This is a genomic window from Pseudoalteromonas sp. D15MCD-2 (genome assembly GCF_038562745.1).
In the GTDB taxonomy this organism is placed as follows: Bacteria; Pseudomonadota; Gammaproteobacteria; order Enterobacterales; family Alteromonadaceae; genus Pseudoalteromonas.
The window spans coordinates 229,795-252,741 of record NZ_JBCFQE010000002.1 but is presented as its reverse complement, the minus strand read 5'-3'; the positions used below and the strand labels follow the sequence as shown (position 1 = coordinate 252,741).

Sequence of the window (22,947 nt, the reverse complement as noted above, 5' to 3'; positions counted from 1 at the left end):
TCTGTACCCCTAACCTTTACAGTGACGTAAATTAATGATTAAACGGATTTTAATGACAACAGCCTTGTTGTTGCCCGCTTTTGTTTGGGCGCAGCAAAGCGCTCCTTCAGATGCATGTCAAAGCATGCAAACCGAACGTATAGAGCTACAAATAGCCCTGCGTAAAACCAATCTTCTCGACAAAATTGAAGCCTATAAGCAGCGCATTCAAAGCTTGTCGGCGCGAATATCTGAAACTTGCTTTAGTGAAGAGCAAATTGCTGAGCTAAAGTCGTCTTTGTATAACCCTGATATTACTGAGCTTGAAAACACCTTGGCAAAGCCATTAACTGAGCAAGCCTACATCAGCAAACAAGCTGCATGGGACCGCTTTTATGTTATGCCGCCACGTTGTGCTGCTCGTTCGTTACAGTTGCAAAACCTTGAGTCGTGTCTTGAAAATAAGCAAATTCAGTTTCAGCAATTTGATATGTTATGGCAGCAAAAAAGTGCGCAACTTGCCCGTACAGAAGCAAAACCAACAGATTCGTTTCATGAGTTTGTTTTACCTAGCAAAGCCGAACGAGCTAAATTAAGCGCCGAGCAAGAATTAAAGCGCTACAGCTACAGCACAGATTCGTTCTTACCAACCAACATCATTGTGTTGTGTGCTTTAGCTGTATCGGTGTTCTTTGGTTTGATATTTATTTTCCATTGGTTAATGCGCCCACGGCCAGTGGTGAAGTGAGCATTTAGTTAGCGAGGGGAAAGTTAGCGAGGGTAAAGGGGAAAGAGTAAAGGGGAAAGAGTAAAGGGGAAAGAGTAAAGTTAGAAAGGAGCTAGGTGCTAGGAACTAGGCGCTAGGTCGCGATGTAAAATCGCTGCTTTAGTCGTTAGAGGTCAGATGTTAGATATCAGTCGAACTGTGGGGTTGGTTAGGTCGTGCGTTCTTCTCTGCATTTGAACCTTGTAGGAGGTACTTTAGTGCCGAATCAAACATAAATGAGAGCTTTCAGCCTTCAGCTCTCAGACGCGCGAAACAAGTTTCACGCCTACGGGGAAACATAGGCGCTAGGATCTGGGTTCTAGGCGCTAGGACGCGATGTAAAATCGCTGCTTTAGTCGTTAGAGGTCAGATGTTAGATATCAGTCGAACTGTGGGGTTGGTTAGGTTGTGCGTTCTTCTCTGCATTTGAACCTTGTAGGAGGTACTTTAGTGCCGAATCAAACATAAATGAGAGCTTTCAGCCTTCAGCTCTCAGACGCGCGAAACAAGTTTCACGCCTACGAATGAAACATAGGCGCTAGGATCTGGGTTCTAGGCGCTTGGACGCGATGTAAAATCGCTGCTTTAGTCATTAGAGGTCAGATGTTAGATATCAGTCGAACTGTGGTGTTGGTTAGGTCGTGCGTTCTTCTCTGCATTTGAACCTTGTAGAAGGTACTTTAGTGCCGAATCAAACATAAATGAGAGCTGTCAGCCTTCAGCTCTCAGACGCGCGAAACAAGTTTCACGCCTACGAATGAAACATAGGCGCTAGGATCTGGGTTCTAGGCGTTAGAACGCGATGTAAAATCGCTGCTACAAACTCGCATCTCGCATCTCGCATCTCGAATCTCGCATCTCGAATCTCGAATCTCGCACCTCGCATCTCGAATCTCGCACCTCGTACCTTTCCCCTCGAAACTCGTACCTCGTAACTTGATCACTCATCCGTTTTAAACTGTTTGGCGCGTTCTTCTGCGTCAATTAAGGCTTGTGATTTTGGCTGTTTGGTTTTACTTTCTATCACAGGCTTTTCGTCTGAATTTGGGTCCCAGGTTGGATCTAGCGATAAGTTCGCAAATGGATTATACGGCTTATCATCTTGTTGCTCTGGCTCTTTGTCGGCTTCTTCACTTTTTTCTTCAGGCGTTTCTTCAAGCTTATCGTCGTTACTCAGTTCGTCAGACAAATCAACAGTTTCTACCGCTGGCTGTGACGGCTCTTCTACATTAACGGAAGCTGGTTCATCTTGTAGTTCTTGTTCTAGTGCTTGTAAGGCTTTAGCTAAATCATCATCGTTAATGTCGTCGTGTTCTTCTGCTGGGTTTGGCGCAGTGACTGTGTGCTCATCTTCATTAAAATGATCAGCAAACGATAAATCATCACCCATAAATGATGATAAGTCATATTCGGGCACTTCATCTTTAGACGGTTCTTCGTCAGAAATCGGCTCTTTTGTAGAATACTCATCAAAACCGAAAGATGAAGATGCAGTAAAGCTTGGCTCTTCAAATTCTGATTTCTCTAACTCATTGATTTCCGGTTTTTCGAGTTCTTCTATCTCAGCTAATACTGGTTCATCGTCGGCAATAGGTTCTTTAGTTGAGTATTCATCAAAGCCAAACGATGACGAACTCGTAAAGCTTGGCTCCTCAATTTCTGGTTTCTCCAGCTCATCGATTTCCGGCTTTTCGAGTTCTTCTATCTCGGCTAACACGGGTTCATCGTCGGTAACAGGCTCTTTTGTAGAATACTCATCAAAACCGAAAGATGAAGATGCAGTAAAGCTTGGTTCTTCAATTTCTGGCTTCTCTAGTTCATCGATTTCCGGCTTTTCGAGTTCTTCTATCTCGGCTAATACTGGTTCATCGTCGGCAATAGGCTCTTTAGTTGAGTATTCATCAAAGCCAAACGATGACGAACTCGTAAAGCTTGGCTCTTCTAATACTGGCTTTTCAAAGTCATCAAGTTCAGTTACTTCAGGGGCCTCGGATTTAGGCTCTGCAAATGGCTCAGGTGTAAGAGGCTCGTCTTCAATAGGCTCTTTGGTTGTGTACTCGTCAAAGCCAAATGATGACGAAGCAGTATAACTCGGTTCTTCTGATTCAGGTTGTGTTTCAGGCTCGTCTTGCTGAACGTCATCAGCTTGCGGCTCAGCTTCCTCGTTGATGCTATACGATGAATCTTCTAGGCTTGCTAATTTTAGCTCTTGCTCTAGGCCGCGCTGCTCATCCAAAAAGTCGTCATCAGCGTCACTTACGTTTTTCTCGTCGTAACCTAGTTCAAGATCTTCGAATTGATGGGCATCAGCAAAGTCTTCTGCTGGTGGTTGTTCAGGTGAAGTTTCAGACTCTTGTTCTTCTTTATCACGCTGAGCACTAAAGTGCATAAGCTCAGAAAGCTCGTCATTATTGTCAGTTTCGGTTGCTGTAAATGTATCGTTGGCAAGCGGGTAGCTGTCTTCATGAGGGTGCTCTTGTTCTTCAGCCAGCACTGCGGCTGTTGCTTCTTTGAGTTCTTCAGCTTCTTTTTCAGCAGCTGCTTGTGCTTCTGCAGCTGCTTTAAGGGCTTTAGCTTGCATTAAGCTTTGTTCAAGTTCTGAATCGGCGTCTGCTTTTTTGCTTTGACGAATACGCACAATCACTAAGCCTGCAACAAGTAATACCAACAACACAATTAAGCTTGGCATTAATAATGAGCTTGAAGAGCTATCGCTGTTTGCAGGAATAGGTTCTGGCATAGGTGCAGGTGTTGGCGCAGGTTTTGGTGCCGGTTCTGCTTTTACTTCAGGTTCAGCTGGTTTTTCAGCCGTTGCAGTCTCAGCGCTTTGGGTTTTCACTTCAGCGGCTTGATCTTGAATAGCAGAGCTAGTAGTTGATTCTACTACAGGTTCTTCAGGAGCATCAGAAATCGTAATACGGTCAACTTTTGCTGGTATTTCGGTTTGTTCTGCTGAGGCACTTGTTTGTTCGACAGGCTCTGGTTCTTGAACTTCTGGCTCAATTGCTGGCATTTGCTGTTCGATAGGTTCAACGGTTTGCTCTGCAATAGGTGCCGTAGTTTCTTCAGGTTCTGCTTGAATAGCGCCTGAGTGCACCCTAGGGTTAGCCGCTGCAGTTGAATTAACTGGGGCTGTTTCTTTCGTTTGTTGTTCTAGTTTTTCGAAAGCAGCTGCATTGTTTACTGGCGTTGGATTTTTGCAGTTTTTCTCATAGTTTCTGGCAGCTGAGCGATAGTTTTTATTGCTGGTGTTAAAGCGGTACTCATGCATTTGCTGTTTTAACAAAATACACATGGCTTCGTTGTACTGCGCTTTACTCGTAAAGCTTAAGCTTAGGAGTAATAAGAGAAAAGTTGTTTTTATAATTGGCATAAGTTCTGGACCAGTAAGGTTTAGTCGATGACCTAACAGTTAATTAATTCTAAGCTGAGACGAGTAATTTATCCACATTTGGTTAACAAATTAAGCGTATTCGTAGTGGTTAATCAATTACCATGAGCGCACGGTATTCGTCGTAAGCAAATTGGTCAGTCATTCCGCTTATGTAATCTTGAATTAAGCGGCAGCGATAATAGAACTCGTAAGCGGCAAAATGATCCGGTTCGGCTTTTAGGGCATCAATGGCTTTTTGGTAGCTATTTAAATGTTTATTAGATAGTTTTTTAACAAGACGAGTTTCAATTAAGTAGTTTTGGTCGCCTTTTAACACGCGTTTAAAAGCATCAGCATCAAGGGCTAGTAAAGGTTTATAGCAGTCAAGTAAACCGCTAATTATACGGTAACCCTGTAGCTCTAAACGCTCTACTTCTTTGTGGCAAAATACATGCTTTAATGCCACTTGTTTTAAAGTGAGCGTGACGGCATGCAAGTGACTTCGATCTTCTAATAAAGCCTGATTAAAATCACCGTGGTAAATGGCTTCAATATTATTAATAAACCGCTCTGCTGCGTAGCTTACTAATGGGTGTAGCAAGGTCACGCGCAGGTAGATAAAAAATTCGCTATTAAAATTGTACGGCTGCTCTTGTGCTTTACTTAACGCATAATCAATGGCTTTTTCGGCAAAGTCGCTGTGTTTGGTATCGTCTATGGTTAGGTTCGTGAGTGTGCGGGTGTATTGCTCTTTTAACTTTTCGCAAAGCGACTCAACACTAATAATGCCTTTTTCTACGGCATCTTCAATATCGGCCAAACAATACGATATATCGTCAGCTGCTTCCATAATGTAGCTAGCAGGATGACGGCAGTATTGCTCAATTTCGAGTTCAGTTTGTAGTGCTTCAATAAACGGCTTTTCGCTGAAGTAGTAACCCACTTTTTTCATCAAGTAGTTTTTATCTTGCGGGCTGTCTATTTTCGCCATGCTGGCCGGGCGTGTATATTTTAAAATTCCGGCACTTTGGCTGTAGGTTAAGTTTAGAGAAAGTAATGAATGAATTATGCGAATACCTTGGGCATTACCTTCAAAACTTTTTATGTCTTGGGCAAGGTGTTTAAAGATCACACTAATACCAATGCCTTTACAGCGCTCAGGAGTCAGTGCGTCTAAGTGTTTATCAAACCATTGGTTGATGGCTGCTTCGCCAAAGTGACCAAACGGCGGGTTGCCTATGTCGTGCATTAGGCACGCCATTTCTACTAGGCTTTCTAGCGGGCGCTCAAGCCCAGCTAAGCCATATTCTTTTTGTTTTGCATCACTGAGCTTATTAAAAATGGTTTGCACAATAAACCTACCCACTTGTTGTACTTCAAGCGAGTGGGTAAGCCTTGAGCGCACTGCAGCATTACGTTCTAGTGGAAAAACTTGGGTTTTTTGCTGCAAACGGCGAATTGCTGCACTGTTAATAATGCGGCCCCGATCACTTTCAAGCGCCGTGTGTAAATTATTGGTAGAACGCATTTCGCGCGCTGGAGTAATTTTTTTACCAAAATCGATCATTTTTCATTCCCACAAAGCGGTAAAATCGGGCTTTTGCGTTTTGTTAGCAACATTTTGCTATTTATTAAATTAAATCTAACAGCTTGTATCTTAAATTAAAATATTCATTTTTATTAAAGTTATTACTTTAAATCGTGGCCTTTATTCATATATTATTCAGTTTTACGCACTTCTTCATTATCTTGTATTAAAAAGGAAAGCCTTTTGGCTATAAAGCAATGATGCAAACTCTGTCTCAAAAACCATGGCTCCTAGCCAGTATTTTCCTGTGTTGTATTGGTTTAACGGCTTGTAAAAGCACCCCAGAGCCAAGCGCTGAAAGCACCTTAACGGTGGCCGAAAAAAATGCCATTAAGGCCAAGCAGGGTGCACTGTATGCACGAGGTTTTTATGAAAGCCAACTTGGTAATATCAACTACGCCTCTGCTAGGCAATGCAGTAACTTTAATTTGCAGAGCCACCGTGGCTCAATTCGTTATGCAGAAAACTCGCTTAACGCGGTAATTGATGCCATCGACAACAATTTTGACGTTGTTGAGATTGATGTGCGAATTACCCGTGACGATGTGTGGGTTGTGCATCATGATGCCCGTACAGGTCGGGAAACCGGCACAGTTGACAATAAGCGCCGCAAAATTGAGTCGATGAGCTATAAAAAAGAGTGGGGCTATTTACGTCATCGTAACCAAGATACCGGGTTACTTACCGATGATATGCCACCTTCATTCAGAGAGCTTGCTGCCACATTTGCGCGCTACCGTAAGCCTCATCAAAAACTGAATATTGAAATAAAATCAAAGGCTTCAGTTAACGATTTAAAAATGCTGGATTATTTAGCATATGAATTTGTTGGTGGTGGTAACTACTTTTTTAGCAGTTTAGAAATGCGCAACCTGACTCGTATGCGCGATATTAACCCAGATATTTACTTGGCATTTATTCAGTCACCAGCAAAAGCCTCTATGAATAAGTTAGCAAGTGACCTAAAACGCGGCGCTGGTAGCGACCCAATTTACGAGCGCAACAAAGAAGAGCTTGAGAGCTTACAAGCTCTGGGTAATCGCTATCATCGTGAAAAACGTTACGACAGCCCAGTTAAGCTCGATAGATTAGCAAAACAGCTAAAACGTAACTTTGGTTATGTGCTTGATATTCGTCATTACAAGCAAAGTGCAGCACGCTTAAAGCCGGTTGCTAAAGCGCGCGGTATTATGATTGCCACTTATTCTATTAACGGCCACGACTATCATGAGCGCAGCCTATTAGCGCAGTCGCGTTCTCTTCGCCCTGACTCTGTGATTATGGACGATACCGTTTATGGCTTTTGTTCTGTGTTTGAGTTACCAAAAATGCAGCCGTATTTTAGCGATGAAGCAGACGCTAGGTTGATTGCCAGCATGCCCACAGACCTTGATTTAGAGCGCCTTGATGAGCTGTATGCTTATAAAGGGAATCAGCTTTACCCAGCGGTCGGCGGCACGCTTAAATCAACTCAGGCACAAACTTATATTCCCAAAGTAACATCGACTCCTTCAGCACCTAATTTAGAAATTGGGACTCGCCAAGCCGATGAAGATTTTAGCCTAGAAACAGATCCTGCTGTTGAACTAGAACTGCGTAAAAAACAATAAGAATAAAACTATGACTGATTTAATAAAGCCGTTTTGGTGGCGCTGTTTGCTACTTGTTTTAGCTACTTTATATTTATTACCTGAGGCAATTTTTAATGCCCAGTTAGTCTCTTTAGTCGGTTTAGGTACCCCTTCGGCAGAAGACCTTGAACACCTCGAAATTTATGGCCGAGCTGTATCTGGGGTGGGTGTTGCACTGCTGTTAGCTGACTTTTTACCTAAGGCTATGGTTGCCAAAGTGGGCCGCGGGATTATCTCGTTTATTGCTTTATTATGCTTAGTTTGGCCGGTGGTGTTTTTTGGCCAAAAATATGCCATTGAAAAAACCTTAATTGAGCCTTCAACCGCAGAGCAGCGCCAGTTTGCTACCTACAGTGCAGCACTTAGAGATGCACTGGCGATTAACTCGATTAAAGTGAATGACCTTGATTACAACCCTGAGCAATTACATAGCTCAGAAAACCTGACCTTTTTGGCGCTGTTTGGTGGCTTACTGTATAGCGATGCCGCGCTTTCAGACAACCTAGAGCAAGATAAGCGAAAGATTATTGCTGCGTTTGTACAGAAAAAAGCGTATCAAGATTTTGATAAACATTATAAAAACTACAGCCAGTTATATGATGAGCTGGTGGTTAAATACAAAGCCTATGCTGATGGCAGTAAAAAGTACAACAGCACTTTGGCAAGTATCGGTGAGCGCGAGCAAGGTTATTGGCAGCAAGTTGAACAAGAGATCAATAGCGGCTGGAACAAGTACCAACAAGCGCAAAAAGCCCATATCGCAAAAGCGTCAGCGCGTGCACAAAAGTATGGCCCGAAGATTTATGATTACCACCAAAGCATTGCAAAATGCCGTGAGCGTTATGACAAAAGCAGCGAAAAAGACCGCCGAAATCGTTGTTATGAACGCGAAGCAGCAGACTACCGAAGCAATATTTTAAAAGCCGGTATTGGCTACATAGAGCCTGATTACTGGCTTATTGAAGAAGATGTTTCGGTTGCTGAAAATGCCGCAGGCACTATTTTAATGGGGGTGCTTACTGGTGGTGTTTATACCGCATTACAAGCTGCTAGTTTAGCAACCGGTGGTGATGGCGGCTTTAAAGATAAGCGCTACAAATACACCGATGACCCAGATCATTACCAGCTGCGTTTTTTACAACATCCAAATTTTCATAAGATGTTTGTGAGTGAAACGGGCTACCCATTTACGATTGAAAACTTAATGGCGTTTCGTGCTCACGAAACAACGCAAAAGAAGCTTAGATCACATTTTGCCAGCAAAGGGTTACAGCTTGAAAGCAACTGGAATGTGAATCAACGCCAAGCATTTGCTAATGCTGTAGCCAATAAGGTTACAAGTGAAGCCAATGCACAATGGCAAAGCGAAATGCGTAAACGCGGCATGAGTTTAAAGCCAAACTTAAGCTGGGTTGCGTTTCAGCTACACCCACAAATTCAAGCAAAAATTGCCGATAGAATGGGTGATTTATACGTAAAAAACATTCGTGCCGATTGGAATAAAAAGAACTTTAAAGACAAGGTGCTTGATCCAAACATTGCAAAACGCACCGACAAATACCTAGCCATGCTTAATAGCTCAGAAGGTAAATTTGCTGATGGTGGCGAGTATGCTGAGTACGGTAAGCAAGCATTGCGTTCGGTGATTATTCCGCCTATCTCGATGTCGTTATCACTGTTTTTGATTTGCTTAACCTTTAGCAAGCTGCCGTTAAAACTGTGGCAACTGGTTAAACCTAAGCAAGAAAAGCAACCAACGACAGGTGTATCTGTTTTGCAAAAGCTGATTATGCCTGCGCTGATTTTGATAGTGCCAGTAATGTTTGTGCATAACACCTTTACCAAGGATGATCAAAGCCCTGTTAACTACTTTTTAGACAAGGTCGATGAGTCGAGCAATCCGGTGTTTAGTTATGCGATTCGTTGGACTTTGCATGCCCAGCCTCTGCTGCATCCTCTTGGTTTAAAGTTTGAAGAAAAACTGCATATTTACGAGAACTTTAGCCCGCTGAGCCATGCTTTAGCCAAGGTTGATATTTTGCGCCATGGCGATGCCAGTTTAAGTGCTGAGCAGCAACAGCGTAGACAATATCTGGTTGAGCAAAAAACTAAACTTACCATTACTACAAACCCGGCGAACGCCACTATTCGCATTATGAATATCGGCCCTAAATATCGCCCTGGCATGACTTTAAAAACTGGCGCTTATGATATTCAAGTGTCGGCGCCTGGGTATAAAACGTATCGACGTTGGCACCAAGTAGATGCTGGCGAACAAACATTAACCATTGATTTAAGCAAATAATTAAGCAAGGAATGAAAATGCAACATTGCCAAAATACGGTGTATGCCACCGATCTTCACTGTTGTGATTGTGGAGAAGCTCTTGAGCAAAAAAGACAAATGCACACGGTTGAAGAACTCAGCCCTGACTTGCTGGTTGATGTGAAAAACTATGCGCCACAAGCGAGTACGGTCACAGGCGTTGTGAAATCAATGTTTTACTATAAGCGTCGTTATAAAACCAATAACGACAACATGCTGTACGGTTATTGGTGGCTAGAAGTTGAAGACAAAGATGGCATTATTCATGAGTTTAGTGTTGATGCAGAAAAAGATGTGATTGCTAACCTACAAAAGGGCAATGTAATCACCGCATTTCAAGAAACACCGTTAACGCTTAATTATCGCATTGCTGATGGCAATGCTAGGCGGGTAGTTAAAAATGACCGCTTTATGCCAGTTGTGATTGTGCATTTTGCCGATCAACAATATCGCAGCTGGGACAAAACCATTAGCCGAAACTACACTGGCGGAACCATTTTGTGGCTGGTGCTAAGTGTTATTACATTCTTAATCATGTTGTTTGCTGCAAAGCTTGAGTTTTTACCTGCGCTACTTGCGTCATTGCCAGTTGCTATCGGGGTATTTATGGCAGAGCACAACTACCATAAAAAAGCTAAAGCCAAACAAGAAGCAAAGTATGATGCGATTTTAGCTGCAACAGATGTGATGCTATCGACCACCCTAAATCAACTGGGTTATAACATGCTGGCAAGAACGCCAAGTAAGTCAGATGTTATTTGTATCTCTTGCCAGCAGCGTATTAGCCAAGATGCTGCGCATTGTTATTGCTGTGGCGCTAAGCAACACGTTGAAGCGATTGCTGAAAAAGAACAATCACTTGCAAAAGATGATGAGCAAGCCATTAGCATTCAAAAAGCGTTAGAGTCGAGCATAACTAAACCGACCAGTATTGCTGAGCTTGAGCATGCCATTATGGATGAGTATAGCCTTGCATATGAAAACGATTACGTGCATAAAAATGTTTGGGCACGTAACGAAAAAGGCACTATTCGTCATCGTGCTGTGCTTGGCAAAGTACTAGAAAAAGAGCAAAGCGCACATGCTAATGAAACCCGCCAAACAGTGACCACGACAGAAACCACAACGACGTATCGAGGTGGCACGTATGTAGGTAGTGACGTAAAAGAGCGCGTTGAAGTTTATCGTAATCGTAGCACCACCTTAAAAGGTGAAATCATGCTCGAAACCGCATCGGGTGAACCATATATTTTTAAAGCGGGTGAAGATTTACTGGGCTCTGTTGATATTGGTGATTGGGTGTATTACGCCTACAGCAGTGTAGACACAAAACGTTATTATAAGTATTACCGAGAGTATGCCGTTAATGTGAGTAAAGACATTACTTATGACAACTCATCAGTACGCAGTTTTGGTATGGTGCATGGCTTTAACCGTATGGTACTACTTGGTCTTACATCAATAGGGTTAGCTTGGTACTTTGATGCGCAAGATTTTTATCCATTAGTAAATACACTTGTGCCAGATGTTGGCATTGATTTACTCAATGATTACCCGCAAGTGGTTGAGCACTTAGATGGCCTACCGGTTGCTGTGTTTATTGTGTTAAGTGTGGTTACAGGCGTTTGGGGCTTTATTTATAGCCAAATAAACGGCTCACGTTTAAAACGTAGTGTGAAAAAACTAGAAAGCATGATCACAAAATTTTCAAAACAGTTTGGTAAAGTTTCTGAGCAAATTAACAAATTGAACTAAAAAGGGTTTCGCATGCGTATTTGGCAATTAGTTTTAGCGGGTTTATTAGCGTTCAGCTCTCTTGTAAAAGCGGAGCAAGAGCAATCTGTGGTACTTATTTCGATAGATGGATTTCGCTGGGATTACATTGAAAAACACCATGCAAAGCACTTAAAAGCAATCAGTGAACAGGGCGTGAGAGCAAACAAAATGCGCCCTGTTTATCCGACCAAAACCTTTCCGAATCATTTGTCGATTATTACCGGTTTATTGCCTGTTAATCATGGCATTGTCGAGAACCGCTTTTGTGATACTGAGCGTAGCGACTGCTACAAAATGGGTAAAGGGAAAGACGACAGCACTTGGGTAAATGGTATTCCGCTTTGGAACCTAGCGCAAATGCAGGGCTTAAAAGCCGCAACCTATTTTTGGCCTGAATCAGATGCGCGCTTTAACGGTATGTTGCCTGATTACTTTTATCATTATTCAAAACATAGCGATTACCAAAAGCGTGTTGATCAAATTATTCAGTGGTTGAGTTTGCCAAAAGCACAGCGCCCACGTTTAGTGGTAAGTTATTTTTCGTTGGTCGATAGCATGGGGCACGAGTTTGGCCCTGATGCTAAAGAAACTTATGACGCAGTGCAAAAGCTAGATAGTTTAATGGCTGATTTATCAAGCCGTTTAAGAGTGCTTGATGAAAACATTAACTTAGTGATTGTCTCTGATCACGGTATGACGTCTGTTGATCCAAGCCTTAGTATTAAAATTGATAGCCTGCCACAAGATGAAAACTTCATAGTGCAAAACACCGGCCCTCGGGTTTTATATTATGCAAAACCAGATAGCAAAGCAGACATTAATGGATTCAGTAAAAAGCTCGCTCAAGCCGCTGATGGTCGCTATATCGTGCTAAGCGAGCAGCAAAAGCGTGATTATCACTACGATAAAGGCCCGCGCGTTGGCGATATTATTTTACAAACCGACGCACCTAGAGTGTTTACCGACAGTAAAATGGCCGGTTATTTAGGCACTCATGGTTACGCTTATAGTGAAGATATGGCCGCAACCTTTATCGCCACCGGCCCCGCCTTTAAACAAGGCCTACGTTTAGACGAAGTAAGTAATTTAGATGTGTACCCGCTGATCGCCAAAATTCTAGGCCTTGAGATTTTAAGCCCAATCGATAGCGACGGTGAAAGTTTATGGCCCGCGATTGAGGAGTAGGTGTGAGTTGGTGAGGGGAAAGGCTCTAGGGGAAAGAGTAAAGTTAGAAAGGGGAAAGGAGCTAGGAGCTGGGTATTAGGCGCTAGGCTCTAGGCTCTAGGCTCTAGGACGCGATGTAAAATCGCTGCTACGAGTTTGATTTCACCTGTAGGAGGTACTTTAGTGCCGAATAGAATCAAACATAAATGAGAGCGGTCAGCTTTCAGACGCGCGAAACAAGTTTCACGCCTACGGATTAAGACATTCGGTTCTAGGAGCTAGGCTCTAGGCTCTAGGCGCTAGGACGCGATGTAAAATCGCTGCTACAGACTCCTATCTCGCACCTCGTATCTCGTCACTTACTCAAACCATTCCCGGCTAAAGCCAGTCCTACAGGGAAGCAATTGGTGCTAGGATTTTGGTTCTTGGGCGCGATGTAAAATCGCTGCTACGAGTTTGATTTCACTTGTAGGAGGTACTTTAGTGCCGAATAGAATCAAACATAAATGAGAGCGGTCAGCTTTCAGACGCGCGAAACAAGTTTCACGCCTACGGATTAAGACATTCGGTTCTAGGAGCTGGGCGCTAGGTACTAGGCTCTAGGACGCGATGTAAAATGGCTGCTACAGACTCCTATCTCGCCCCTCGTATCTCGTCACTTACTCAAACCATTCCCGGCTAAAGCCAGTCCTACAGGGAAGCAATTGGTGCTAGGATTTTGGTTCTTGGACGCGATGTAAAATCACTGCTACAGACTCGAAACTCGTTCCTCGTATCTCATATCTCGCATCTTGTAACTCGCATCTTGTAACTCGCTAACTTTACCCTCGCATCTCGCATCTCGTATCTCGAAACTCGCTAACTTTCCCCTTTCCCCTTGAAACTAGCAACTCGTACCTCGTTACCTACATCTTCGTTACCCACCCGTATTCACCATGGCTTTGAAACTTGTAGCTTTGATTGCCGGCATCAAATTGGCCTTGTAGGGTGTTTTCTGTGAGGGTCATCACGGCTTGATGGCCTGCTTTGGCATGATCATTGACCTTGCCAAATACACTTCTATCGCCATTGCTGGCTTCGATGATGTTACTAATTTCGACGGTGTAACTGAGGTATTCGTCGATCACTAAAATAAAGTGATCGCCGGGTTGTAGGGTTTTTAGGGTGTCTAAATCAAATTCGCTGAATGCGGTGTTTGCTAATTGGTCAGGCAAACGGCCTTGTTTATATAGGTAATCGTGCGCATGATTAGATAGCTGATTAAGCGGCGCAGTTAAATTCACAATGGGTTGTGGGGCTATTTGGTCGGCTTCTGCTTTGTAAGAGGCAACAAACTGCTGTGTGCTTGGTTTTGTTTTAAAACCATCACTTTGAATATGCCACTCATTCAGTGCAAATGCTGTAAGTGGCAGAATGAAGATTAATGCAAGCGTCCTGTTCACATGTTTCTCTTACGGGTTTTTATGTTAACTCATTGTTAGTTTTTACCTCAAGTTAACAACTCGGTCAATAGTTAATCACTAAGTAGTGGTTTTTATTATCGTGTCGATAAAACTAATTTGTTTTACTCGGCTCTGAATGCTGAGCATAATCCGTGTTTTTTTGTCATCGAAACTCCAAGACTAGAGGTACCGACCATGCGCGGGTGGATCATTTATAAAGATAGCCAAGGCTTGTTAAAGCAAGAGACCTATGAAATAGGACGTTAAATATTGAAGTAGCTAAAGAGCCTTGTTTAGAGATGGTTTTAACTTTATAAAAGCGTGTTTATAACACGCCTTTTTTGTGTCATCTGTATAGTAAATAAATCTTAAAATACTACAAAAGTGTACAGTGCCATCTGGCAAATCATAGGATATGGTAGATTTTTAATTGCCAAGGAGTGTGTGTACATGAGTCAGCTCATCAGTCGAGCAACCGCGGGTTTAGTGGCCGTTATTATTGGCTTTACCAGTTCAATCGCGCTTATTTATCAGGTTGTTATGGTGTTAGGTGGCACACCTGATTTAGTTGCCAGCTGGGTATTAATGCTTGGTCTTGCGATGGGCGTTAGCTCAATTGCGTTGTCTTATTATTACAAAGTACCCATTCTTATTGCGTGGTCAACAACCGGAGCGGCACTCCTTATTTCAAGCGCCCAAGGGTATAGCTTAAACCAAGCTGTTGGTGCGTTTATGTTCTCGGCGGCGCTGGTTTTTTTGTCTGGAATTACCGGTGTGTTCGAAAAAATGATGAACAAAATTCCAAGCCAATTGGCCTGTGCCATGCTTGCAGGCGTGCTGGTGAATTTTGGTATTGATGTGTTCAACTTTATGAATGAGCTGCCTTTAGTGATTGGTTTAATGGTGGCTGTTTATTTATGTGGCAAGCGCTATTTTCCACGCTTTGCTATGCTTGCAGTGGTTGTGGCGGGCTTTTTAATAGCAGGTGTGACTGGGCAAATTGATACCTCTAGCTGGCAGTGGAAAATGAGCGAGTTTGCTTATATTGCGCCTGAGTTTGACTTAAACGCCATGATAAGTGTTGGTTTGCCGCTATTTATTGTGACCATGACGTCGCAAAACTTACCGGGTATTGCTGTTTTAAAGGCGCATCAATACAAAGCCCCTGTATCGGCAGCGTTAAATGTAACCGGACTTTTAAATGTATTTATTGCACCATTTGGTGGTTATGCCATTAACCTAGCGGCCATTACCGCTGCCATTTGTATGAGCCCTGAGGCAGATAAAAACCAAAGTAAACGTTATTGGGCAAGCATTGCTGGTGGTGTGTTTTACATTATTATGGCGCTCCTTGCGGCAACCTTGGTCGGTTTGGTAGCAAGTTTGCCACAGGCATTAATTTTGGCATTGGCAGGCATTGCGCTATTCGCCACTATTGCTAGTAGTTTACAGCAAGCATTAACTGAGGCGTATTATACCGAAGCCGCAATCGTGACCTTTTTAGTTACAGCTTCAAACCTAACTTTGTTCTCGGTTGGTTCTGCATTTTGGGGAATTGTTGCAGGTACGGTGACTTTGGTTATGACACGTAAAGATTAATGTCAGGTTTCTATATTAAAAAAGGCCCTAGTTACTGTATATAATAACTAGGGCCTTTCGTTATTTAAGTAATGGTTTTATCACTTCAAACATCGCATTGATATGGTCATCGCGGGTATTCAATGCAGGAATGTAGCGGTACTTTTCACCGCCTGCGTGTTCAAAGTTTTCGCGGTTTTCGCCTTCGAGTTCTTCTAACGTTTCTAAACAGTCGGCACTAAATGCAGGGCTTAAAATTGCAACGTCTTTAATACCTTCAGCAGGGTAGCTTTCAAGGGTTGCGTCTGTGTATGGCTTCAACCATTCAGCTTTACCAAAACGGCTTTGGAAAGTTGTTACAGCAAAGTCTTTCTCAAAGCCAAGTTTCTCTGCCACTAAACGTGTGGTTTGCATACAAAAACAATAGTAAGGGTCGCCGTTTTCTAAAAATAGTTTCGGTGTACCATGGTACGAAAACACCAACTTTTGCGGCGTGCCATGGGCATTTAGATCTTCGCTAATGCTAGCAGCTAGGGCATCAATGTAAGTCGGATTGTCGTGATAACCATTAATAAAGTGCAGCTCTGGTACCCAGCGCCACTTACGAAGAACATTCGATACAGCATCAAACGTTGAGCCAATAGTAGTGCTTGAATATTGCGGGTACATTGGCAGCACAATCACACGAGTGATGCCTTTTTCGCGCAGCTCTTCAAGGCCTGCTTCAATTGAAGGGTTACCATAGCGCATGGCCATAACCACTTCGGTGTCGTGGTGTCCTTTGTCTTTTAAAAGGGCTGCCAATTTTTTGCTTTGCTCTCGGGTAATATGCGTGAGCGGTGAACCGTTTTCAGTCCAGATGCTTCTATAAAGTGCTGCTGAGCGTTTTGGGCGTAACGTAAGTACAAAGCAATAAAGGATGATCATCCAAATAAAACGTGGGATCTCGACAATTCGAGGGTCCGATAAAAACTCGCGTAAATAAGTTCTAAGTGCCGCGGTAGTAGGGGCGTCTGGGCTACCTAAGTTAGTCAGTAAAATGCCCGTTTTTTTGTTGAATCGGCCGTCATGCGGCTTATCGGTAATGGCGGAAAATCGCGACACTGAGTGCTCCTGTATGAAGTAATCGTAATATAAATCACATTGTAACGAAGTAAGCTGATTATGTGATCACTTTATTCGCTAATTTTTGATCATGATCCTGAAAGGGTTCGGTTTTCTTGCTTCAAGCTGCTGCAGTTTTGCAATTGATTTTGCGCCAAACACATGCCCTTTAGGTAATAACAAAATACCGTCGTAGCTTCTTAATGCATGTCCAAGTACCATCCCGTTTTTAAGATCTTGAGCCGAGATAATTTTCATGGTGCCGACTTTTTGATCGCTCGCACAGGTTATTTTAATGCTATCTAATACGTCTAAAATTTTTGGGTGATAGTGAGTGCCGCTGTATAGCCGTAGCTGATCAAGTGCGCTTTCGTAACGGCTGTTATCTTGCACTGTGATATGCGCAATTGCCTGCCAGAAATCGCGGGCTACCGCTAAAATCATTGCCGTAATTGGTATTTCTTTGCCCTTTAAGCCCTTCGGTGTGCCCGAGCCATTGTAATGCTCAAACTGGTAATAAATCGCCTCAGAGACATCATGTAGATGGGTCGCTGGCATGAGCATCAGCTGAGCGGTACTAGGGTGGGTGTAAAAGATTTTTTTTTGGTTTTCGGTTAGTTCCCTTGTTGGCTTTTTATAAAGCTCAGGCTCCATGGCGAGCAAGCCTATTTGTGCAAGATAACCTGCCATTTCAGCTCTTTCGATATGTTGTTTATCTAAACCAAGTTGCTCTGCAATTTGCTTACTGGTGGCAGCAATGTTTTGTGCTTGCATACCATCAAGGTACGGATTGGCATTGATAAAGTTATATAAAATTTCAAAAGTACTGCGATGCTCGTGTTTTTCACGCTCATTGACTTCTTCGAGCTGTTTGAGCACTTTTCGAATTTGTAACGTACGCTTTTCTACCATTTGCTCAAGGTTGTTGTTTAGCTCTTTTAACTGGCTGTTTTGCGCTTTTATTTTTTGCTCTAACTGCTTGTTTTGGCGCTTTAATGAGGTTTTTTCTATGCCATCACTAATATTGCGTAACAGTAATTCGTTTTGCCATGGCTTTTGGATATAGGCATGGATTTTACCTCTATTAACGGCGGCAATGGTGTTGTCTATATCTGAGTAACCGGTTAGCAAAATTCGGTGTGGTTCTGGGTCTATATTAAGTGCTTGTGCAAAGAAGTCGGCGCCGTCCATATTTGGCATACGCATGTCGCAAATGATCACATCAAAGCTATAAGTAGCCAAAACCTTTAGCCCTTCAAGTGGATCTGAGCAGGCTTTTGCAGTGATGTTATTCGCTGATAACAGGCGCAAAAGAGTCCTCAAGACGATTTCGTCGTCATCAATGCATAAAACCTGAATATGTTGCTTGCTAACTTGTTCTGCCATACCGTTTTACTATGAGTCATCGTTAATCAATAACATAGCCTTAAATCAAGCCTTGTGCTAGGTTTTAAAAGAGACAAACAGAGTTTGAGACGAATATGGATGACTTTAAGCAAGCCTATTTGTTAGAAAAAGCGGCCAGAGAAGAAGCTGAACAATTGCTCGCAGACAAAAGCCGTATTCTAGTGGCATTAAACAGTGAGCTTGAGCAAAAAATTGCTGATTTAGAGCATCATCAAGCTATGTTCATTCAAGCCGAAAAAATGGCCACTTTGGGCACTCTTTGTGCTGGGGTTGCCCATGAAATAAATAACCCTCTTGCCTATAGCATTAGTAATGTCGATTGTTTAAAAAATTACTGTAATTACTTTAGCGAGTTACTTGCTGTATGTGATGAATTTGCCTGCAACGATGCTGATAAAGCTACGTTTTGTAAGCAGTTAACAGAGCTTAATAAAGTGCACTCGTTTCGCTTTATGGCTGATGACTTACCTGAACTAATAAGCGACACCTCACAAGGCTTGCAAAGGATCAGTAAAATTGTTGCCAATTTACTGGATTTTTCTCGGCCAAAAGGTCACGACAAGCAATTTGCTGATATGACCGAGGCGGTAAAAAGTGCCGTTAAACTACTAGCAAACCAACTCCGTGATTGTAATTTACAAACCCAATACAGTCCTATATCGCAAAGTTGGTGTAACTTACCCGCAATAAGCCAAGTAATTGTCAATATTCTGATAAATGCTAAGCAAGCGTGTAACAGCCTAGGTGAAAAAGCTGAAATATCTGTCGCTGTGTATGAGCTTGAACAGCATATTTATATCGATGTTGAGGACAATGGCGCCGGCATGTCAGAAGAAACCATTGCGAAAATATACGATCCCTTTTACTCCACCAAACCCGTTGGAGAAGGTACCGGCATGGGGATGACCATGGTATATGCCATAGTGCATGAACATCAAGGGTGTATTGATATTCAAAGTACAGAAGGAATGGGCACACGAATTAGCTGCGTGTTCCCGGTACAAAGTCAGGTCAGGAAGACTGTAACTAGCTGACTGTATTTCAGTTGTTGCAAAAATTTGTGAATTCGCTAGGGTAGGAATACACCCTTACCAAAACAACATGTAAAGGCTCAATATGCTTAACCAACAAAGTTCGGATGTATTTAAAAATTACCTCGCTAGTCAAAGCGAAACTAATCAAGTCAGCTTGGATCAAGTGATTGGCTATATGTCTGGTTTGTTAGCCTGCTCAGAGTTTTTTGGTGAGTCAGAGTTAGCAAATTATATTGCCGATAATGATGAAGCGGTATTCAACACCTTAATGACAGATTCAGAGCCGCGCGATGCAATGATTGAACTGCTCGACAACGTAACCGAAGCACAAGTTGAACAAAAGAAAATCTTAGCCGAATTATACCCAAATGAAGTTAACAGCAATGAACCAAGCCAAGCACTACAAGACTTTTGTAGCGGGTATATTGCAGCGTACATTGTGAACCAAGATATTTGGCACAGCGATTTACAATTTTTACTCAAGGCTGATTCGCAGCAAGAAAACGAAAGCGAAGATGGCCAGTTGTTTATTGATAATTTTGAAGCAACACTCGATTTACTTACTACTTTTGCAATGTGGGATCAGGCGCTGGCAAATCATCCTGAACCAGAAAAACTAGGCGAAGGGTTTGTCACCTTCTTTAATGCGCTAGACGAGAGCTTATCTGAGATTGCCACTATGGCGTTAATGCTTGAAGATGAAAAACTGGCGATGCTTGAGCAAGATCAGTAAACATTTCCCTCCTCAGTAGAGATAAGCTGATAGTTGCATTATTTTGCTTATTTCTACTGAAAAACGAATAATTCCAACTTTAAAAATTCCATTAATACTACAAATGGAAATATTTATACCTAAGTCGTACCTGATTTTTCTTTCATTTTGTGGATTTGTTGATAGGATGTTTTGCAAGAGTTAATTCGCAGGCTTGAGTTAGCTTTCAAAATCGTGATTTCTAAAATCAACAACACGTGCTTAGTGCTTTTCTTAATTTCTCCAAAAGGGGCGTCTTTTTGTTTTAAGGAAAGCCGGAATATCAACAGGATACACATGACAACACATTCTTTAAGTATGCTGGCCGTTGCGGTTAGTGTGGCTGTTTCTGCGACTTCAGTGCAGGCAGCAGAGCAAGCATCTGCTGTAAAAGCAGATAAAAACATCGAACAAATCTCTGTATTAGGCTCACGAGTTGCCAATCGTACAGCTACCGAATCAACATCGCCGGTTGATTTGATTGATGCTGACGACTTAAACAAAGGTGGTTTCACTGAACTGGGCCAAAGTCTGCAAGCGACGGCTCCTTCATTTAACTTTTCTCGAACGCAAGTGTCAGATGGCTCTGACTTATTTAGACCTGCAACTCTTCGTGGTTTACAGCCAGACCAAACGTTAGTGCTTATCAATGGTAAACGCCGTCATAACCAATCTATTTTTGGTTTAAATGGTACTGTAGGTGCCGGTGCTGCAGGTACCGATATGAATGCGATTCCGCTTACTGCGTTAAAAGGTGTTGAAGTACTTCGTGATGGTGCTGCGGCGCAATATGGTTCTGATGCGATTGCCGGTGTTATCAACTTATCGTTAAACGATTCAACGGGTGTTACAACGGGCTATGTGCAAGCGGGTCGCACGGGGGAAGGCGATGGTGACACTATTTCAATGGGTTTAAACCATGGCTTTGATTTAGGTGATGAAGGCGGCTTCATTAACTTTTCTTTAGAATACCGTGATGCTGATGGCACCAACCGAGCTGAGCGTGATACTGGAGGCTCAGTTGATGTACCAGTCGGTACGCTGTCTGACGAAGTTCGTTGGGGACAGGGTAATGCTGATAGCGAATTTACCTCTGTGTTTTATAACATGGCATTACCATTTGGTGAGACCGAGCTTTACTCATTTGGCGGATACTCAAACCGTACTGCGCTAGGTAATGGTTTTTACCGTAACTTTGACCAAGCAGCGAAGAACGTTGTGCAAGTATATGGCGATGGCTTTTTACCTCGTATCGATAACGAAGCCGAAGATATTTCGTTTTCACTTGGTTTGCGCGGAGAGTTAAATCCAGATTGGAGCTATGACGTATCTGCCGTATATGGTGAAAATAGCTATGATTTCACTTCAAAAAATACTCTAAATGCGTCATATGCTGCTGAATATGTGGCGAATAACCCAGATGCAAGTGATGCTGATATTGCTGCTAATGCAGGCCCTTCAGGCGGATACTCTGGTGGCTTTAGGTTTGATCAAACAACCGTTAATGCAGACCTTAATGGTATTGTAGATATTGGTCGCAGCGAGCCTTTATATGTATCTGTGGGTGCTGAGTACCGTAAAGAAAATTATGAAATCGTGCCGGGCGAAGAAGCCTCTTATGCATGTGGTTTAGCTAATTCAGATAGCTCATACCCTGCGGTAAACGACAGCAGCGTATTCGCTGAGTGTGGTTTCCAAGCTTATAACGGTTTGCGCCCTGAAGCGTCAAACAAAGAGAGCCGTCACAGCTATGCATTTTATGTAAATGCCGAAACGCTGATCACGGACGCATGGCAAGTAAGCACAGCGCTTCGTTATGAAGACTTCTCTGATGCCGGTGATGACATCATTGGTAAGCTCGCAACGCGCTATGAAATTACCGATGACTTTGCCGTGCGTGGTGCGATTTCTTCTGGCTTTAGAGCACCATCACTGCAACAAAGTGCCTATACAGCTTACACCACAAACTTAGGTGCTGGTGGCGTGTTATTGCAATCATTCACAGCAACAGCGGGCTCTGATTTTCCGTCAGCACTTGGCGTCGATAGCCTTGGCCTTGAAAGCTCAGAAAACTTAAGTGCAGGTTTTGTTTACAACGTAACCAGCGATTTATCGCTAACCGTTGATTTTTACCATGTTGCTATTAAAGACAGAATTACCCTTGGCAGCTTAATGTCGGCGGACGATGTTTCGTTTAGTGCCGAGGCCGTGGCCGCGCTTAATGCAACAGGAGCACAGCAAGCTAACTACTTCTCAAACTCAGTTGATTCAACCACTAAAGGGGTTGATATTATTGCTTCGTACCGCACCGATTTGTACGACGGTAATTTCTCAGCAACCTTTGCGGGTAACATTAACGAAACTGAAATTGATGATGTAAATGCACCTGAGGGTATTCCTGAATCAATCGCCCTTGATGATTTACAACGTAGTTTCTTAACAGACGGTCAACCAGGTGAGCGTGCTACGCTAACGTTTGAATACGATCGTGGCGATTTCAACAGCATGCTACGCTTTAACTACTATGGTGAAACAGACGTTAAATACTTTGGTAATGACCACATTGGTTTACCTGATGAGCTATCACCTACCGGTGAGTTTAAAGACACAAGCACGGTAGAGTCTGCGGTATTAGTGGATGTTAACGTGGGCTATCAGCTAACCGATGAACTCATGCTATCGGCGGGTATTGATAATATCTTTGATGTAACGCCAGACGAGCTAGGCGAAGATGAAGCACTTGATTTTATTACGAATAAAGCATTCAAATACCCTGTTCGTGCACTACCTTATGGTTTTGATGGTATGACCTACTATGCAAAATTAAGTTTTAGTTTTTAATTCCTAAGTTGATATGAAACTTAAATAGCGCCTAATGGCGCTATTTTTTTGCTTAATTGTAGTATCCGACATTTGTCGCTTTATCAATGACAGTTGTCTTTAATTAGAGAGTTGCAAGGGGAAAGTTTGCGAGTTTCGAGGTGCGAGAAACGAGAAACGAGATACGAGATGGGAGATGGGAGATGCGA

At 42.8% G+C, this 22,947-nt stretch carries 14 protein-coding genes; 9 read left to right on the top strand and 5 right to left on the bottom strand.

The features are described 5' to 3' along the window. The first annotated feature begins 34 nt into the window (after nt 1–34). Nucleotides 35–727 carry a hypothetical protein gene (locus AADY36_RS17840; RefSeq protein WP_342409392.1) on the top strand — a complete coding sequence of 231 codons (693 nt, stop codon included), beginning with the start codon at nt 35–37 and terminating at the stop codon, nt 725–727. Nucleotides 728–1,685: 958 nt separating this feature from the next. Here AADY36_RS17840 and AADY36_RS17835 read toward each other — a convergent pair. Further along, nucleotides 1,686–4,118: a hypothetical protein gene (locus AADY36_RS17835; RefSeq protein WP_342409391.1), complete on the bottom strand. Its 2,433-nt coding sequence runs from the start codon at nt 4,116–4,118 to the stop codon at nt 1,686–1,688. A 109-nt stretch (nt 4,119–4,227) separates the two neighbouring features. Then, entirely contained in the window at nt 4,228–5,685 is a 1,458-nt protein-coding gene (gene dgt, locus AADY36_RS17830) for a dGTPase (RefSeq protein ID WP_054563229.1), read from the bottom strand. Between the two features lie 218 nt (nt 5,686–5,903). Here dgt and AADY36_RS17825 point away from each other — a divergent pair, with 218 nt between their 5' ends. Genes AADY36_RS17825 through AADY36_RS17810 form a run of 4 tightly spaced genes read left to right on the top strand, consistent with a single transcriptional unit; the run spans nt 5,904 to nt 12,623 of the window. Further along, nucleotides 5,904–7,316, top strand: a complete 1,413-nt coding sequence (locus AADY36_RS17825; RefSeq protein WP_342409390.1) for a glycerophosphodiester phosphodiesterase — start codon at nt 5,904–5,906, stop codon at nt 7,314–7,316. Nucleotides 7,317–7,326: 10 nt separating this feature from the next. Then, entirely contained in the window at nt 7,327–9,642 is a 2,316-nt protein-coding gene (locus AADY36_RS17820) for a PEGA domain-containing protein (protein WP_342409389.1), read from the top strand. A 17-nt stretch (nt 9,643–9,659) separates the two neighbouring features. Further along, complete coding sequence (locus tag AADY36_RS17815; RefSeq protein ID WP_342409388.1) at nt 9,660–11,417, top strand: hypothetical protein; 1,758 nt, start codon at nt 9,660–9,662, stop codon at nt 11,415–11,417. Between the two features lie 12 nt (nt 11,418–11,429). Continuing rightward, nucleotides 11,430–12,623 carry an alkaline phosphatase family protein gene (locus AADY36_RS17810; RefSeq protein WP_342409387.1) on the top strand — a complete coding sequence of 398 codons (1,194 nt, stop codon included), beginning with the start codon at nt 11,430–11,432 and terminating at the stop codon, nt 12,621–12,623. An 884-nt stretch (nt 12,624–13,507) separates the two neighbouring features. On the opposite strand, the gene AADY36_RS17805 is transcribed toward AADY36_RS17810, so the two are convergent. Next, nucleotides 13,508–14,044 (bottom strand): hypothetical protein, encoded by a 537-nt coding sequence (locus AADY36_RS17805; protein ID WP_054563234.1) that lies wholly within the window; start codon nt 14,042–14,044, stop codon nt 13,508–13,510. 450 nt (nt 14,045–14,494) lie between these two features. On the opposite strand from AADY36_RS17805, the gene AADY36_RS17800 reads away from it, so the two are divergent. Next, a complete protein-coding gene (locus AADY36_RS17800) occupies nt 14,495–15,643 on the top strand; it encodes a benzoate/H(+) symporter BenE family transporter (RefSeq protein ID WP_054563235.1) in 1,149 nt (382 codons plus the stop codon). A gap of 60 nt (nt 15,644–15,703) precedes the next feature. Here the strand turns inward: AADY36_RS17800 and hemH are convergent, their stop codons facing one another. Together hemH and AADY36_RS17790 are read right to left on the bottom strand one after the other, a co-directional pair. Beyond that, complete coding sequence (gene hemH / locus AADY36_RS17795; RefSeq protein WP_054563236.1) at nt 15,704–16,726, bottom strand: ferrochelatase; 1,023 nt, start codon at nt 16,724–16,726, stop codon at nt 15,704–15,706. A gap of 78 nt (nt 16,727–16,804) precedes the next feature. After that, nucleotides 16,805–18,112 carry an HD domain-containing phosphohydrolase gene (locus AADY36_RS17790; protein ID WP_055022433.1) on the bottom strand — a complete coding sequence of 436 codons (1,308 nt, stop codon included), beginning with the start codon at nt 18,110–18,112 and terminating at the stop codon, nt 16,805–16,807. Nucleotides 18,113–18,207: 95 nt separating this feature from the next. Between AADY36_RS17790 and AADY36_RS17785 the strand changes: the two genes are divergently transcribed. From AADY36_RS17785 to AADY36_RS17775, 3 genes are all read left to right on the top strand, one after another. Continuing rightward, nucleotides 18,208–19,167, top strand: coding sequence for a sensor histidine kinase (locus tag AADY36_RS17785; protein WP_055199086.1), 960 nt, complete (start codon nt 18,208–18,210; stop codon nt 19,165–19,167). Between the two features lie 82 nt (nt 19,168–19,249). Continuing rightward, nucleotides 19,250–19,900 carry a UPF0149 family protein gene (locus AADY36_RS17780; protein ID WP_054563239.1) on the top strand — a complete coding sequence of 217 codons (651 nt, stop codon included), beginning with the start codon at nt 19,250–19,252 and terminating at the stop codon, nt 19,898–19,900. A 315-nt stretch (nt 19,901–20,215) separates the two neighbouring features. Continuing rightward, nucleotides 20,216–22,759, top strand: coding sequence for a TonB-dependent receptor plug domain-containing protein (locus AADY36_RS17775; protein WP_342409386.1), 2,544 nt, complete (start codon nt 20,216–20,218; stop codon nt 22,757–22,759). The last annotated feature ends 188 nt before the right edge of the window (nt 22,760–22,947 follow it).

What these genes read in the sequence shown, in the direction of transcription:
- AADY36_RS17815 (WP_342409388.1), top strand. Translation starts at nt 9,660, where the DNA reads ATGCAACATTGCCAAAATACGGTGTATGCCACCGATCTTCACTGTTGT.
- AADY36_RS17790 (WP_055022433.1), bottom strand. Translation starts at nt 18,112, where the DNA reads ATGGCAGAACAAGTTAGCAAGCAACATATTCAGGTTTTATGCATTGAT.
- AADY36_RS17785 (WP_055199086.1), top strand. Translation starts at nt 18,208, where the DNA reads ATGGATGACTTTAAGCAAGCCTATTTGTTAGAAAAAGCGGCCAGAGAA.
- AADY36_RS17780 (WP_054563239.1), top strand. Translation starts at nt 19,250, where the DNA reads ATGCTTAACCAACAAAGTTCGGATGTATTTAAAAATTACCTCGCTAGT.
- dgt (WP_054563229.1), bottom strand. Translation starts at nt 5,685, where the DNA reads ATGATCGATTTTGGTAAAAAAATTACTCCAGCGCGCGAAATGCGTTCT.
- AADY36_RS17825 (WP_342409390.1), top strand. Translation starts at nt 5,904, where the DNA reads ATGATGCAAACTCTGTCTCAAAAACCATGGCTCCTAGCCAGTATTTTC.
- AADY36_RS17775 (WP_342409386.1), top strand. Translation starts at nt 20,216, where the DNA reads ATGACAACACATTCTTTAAGTATGCTGGCCGTTGCGGTTAGTGTGGCT.
- AADY36_RS17810 (WP_342409387.1), top strand. Translation starts at nt 11,430, where the DNA reads ATGCGTATTTGGCAATTAGTTTTAGCGGGTTTATTAGCGTTCAGCTCT.
- AADY36_RS17835 (WP_342409391.1), bottom strand. Translation starts at nt 4,118, where the DNA reads ATGCCAATTATAAAAACAACTTTTCTCTTATTACTCCTAAGCTTAAGC.
- AADY36_RS17800 (WP_054563235.1), top strand. Translation starts at nt 14,495, where the DNA reads ATGAGTCAGCTCATCAGTCGAGCAACCGCGGGTTTAGTGGCCGTTATT.
- AADY36_RS17820 (WP_342409389.1), top strand. Translation starts at nt 7,327, where the DNA reads ATGACTGATTTAATAAAGCCGTTTTGGTGGCGCTGTTTGCTACTTGTT.
- AADY36_RS17840 (WP_342409392.1), top strand. Translation starts at nt 35, where the DNA reads ATGATTAAACGGATTTTAATGACAACAGCCTTGTTGTTGCCCGCTTTT.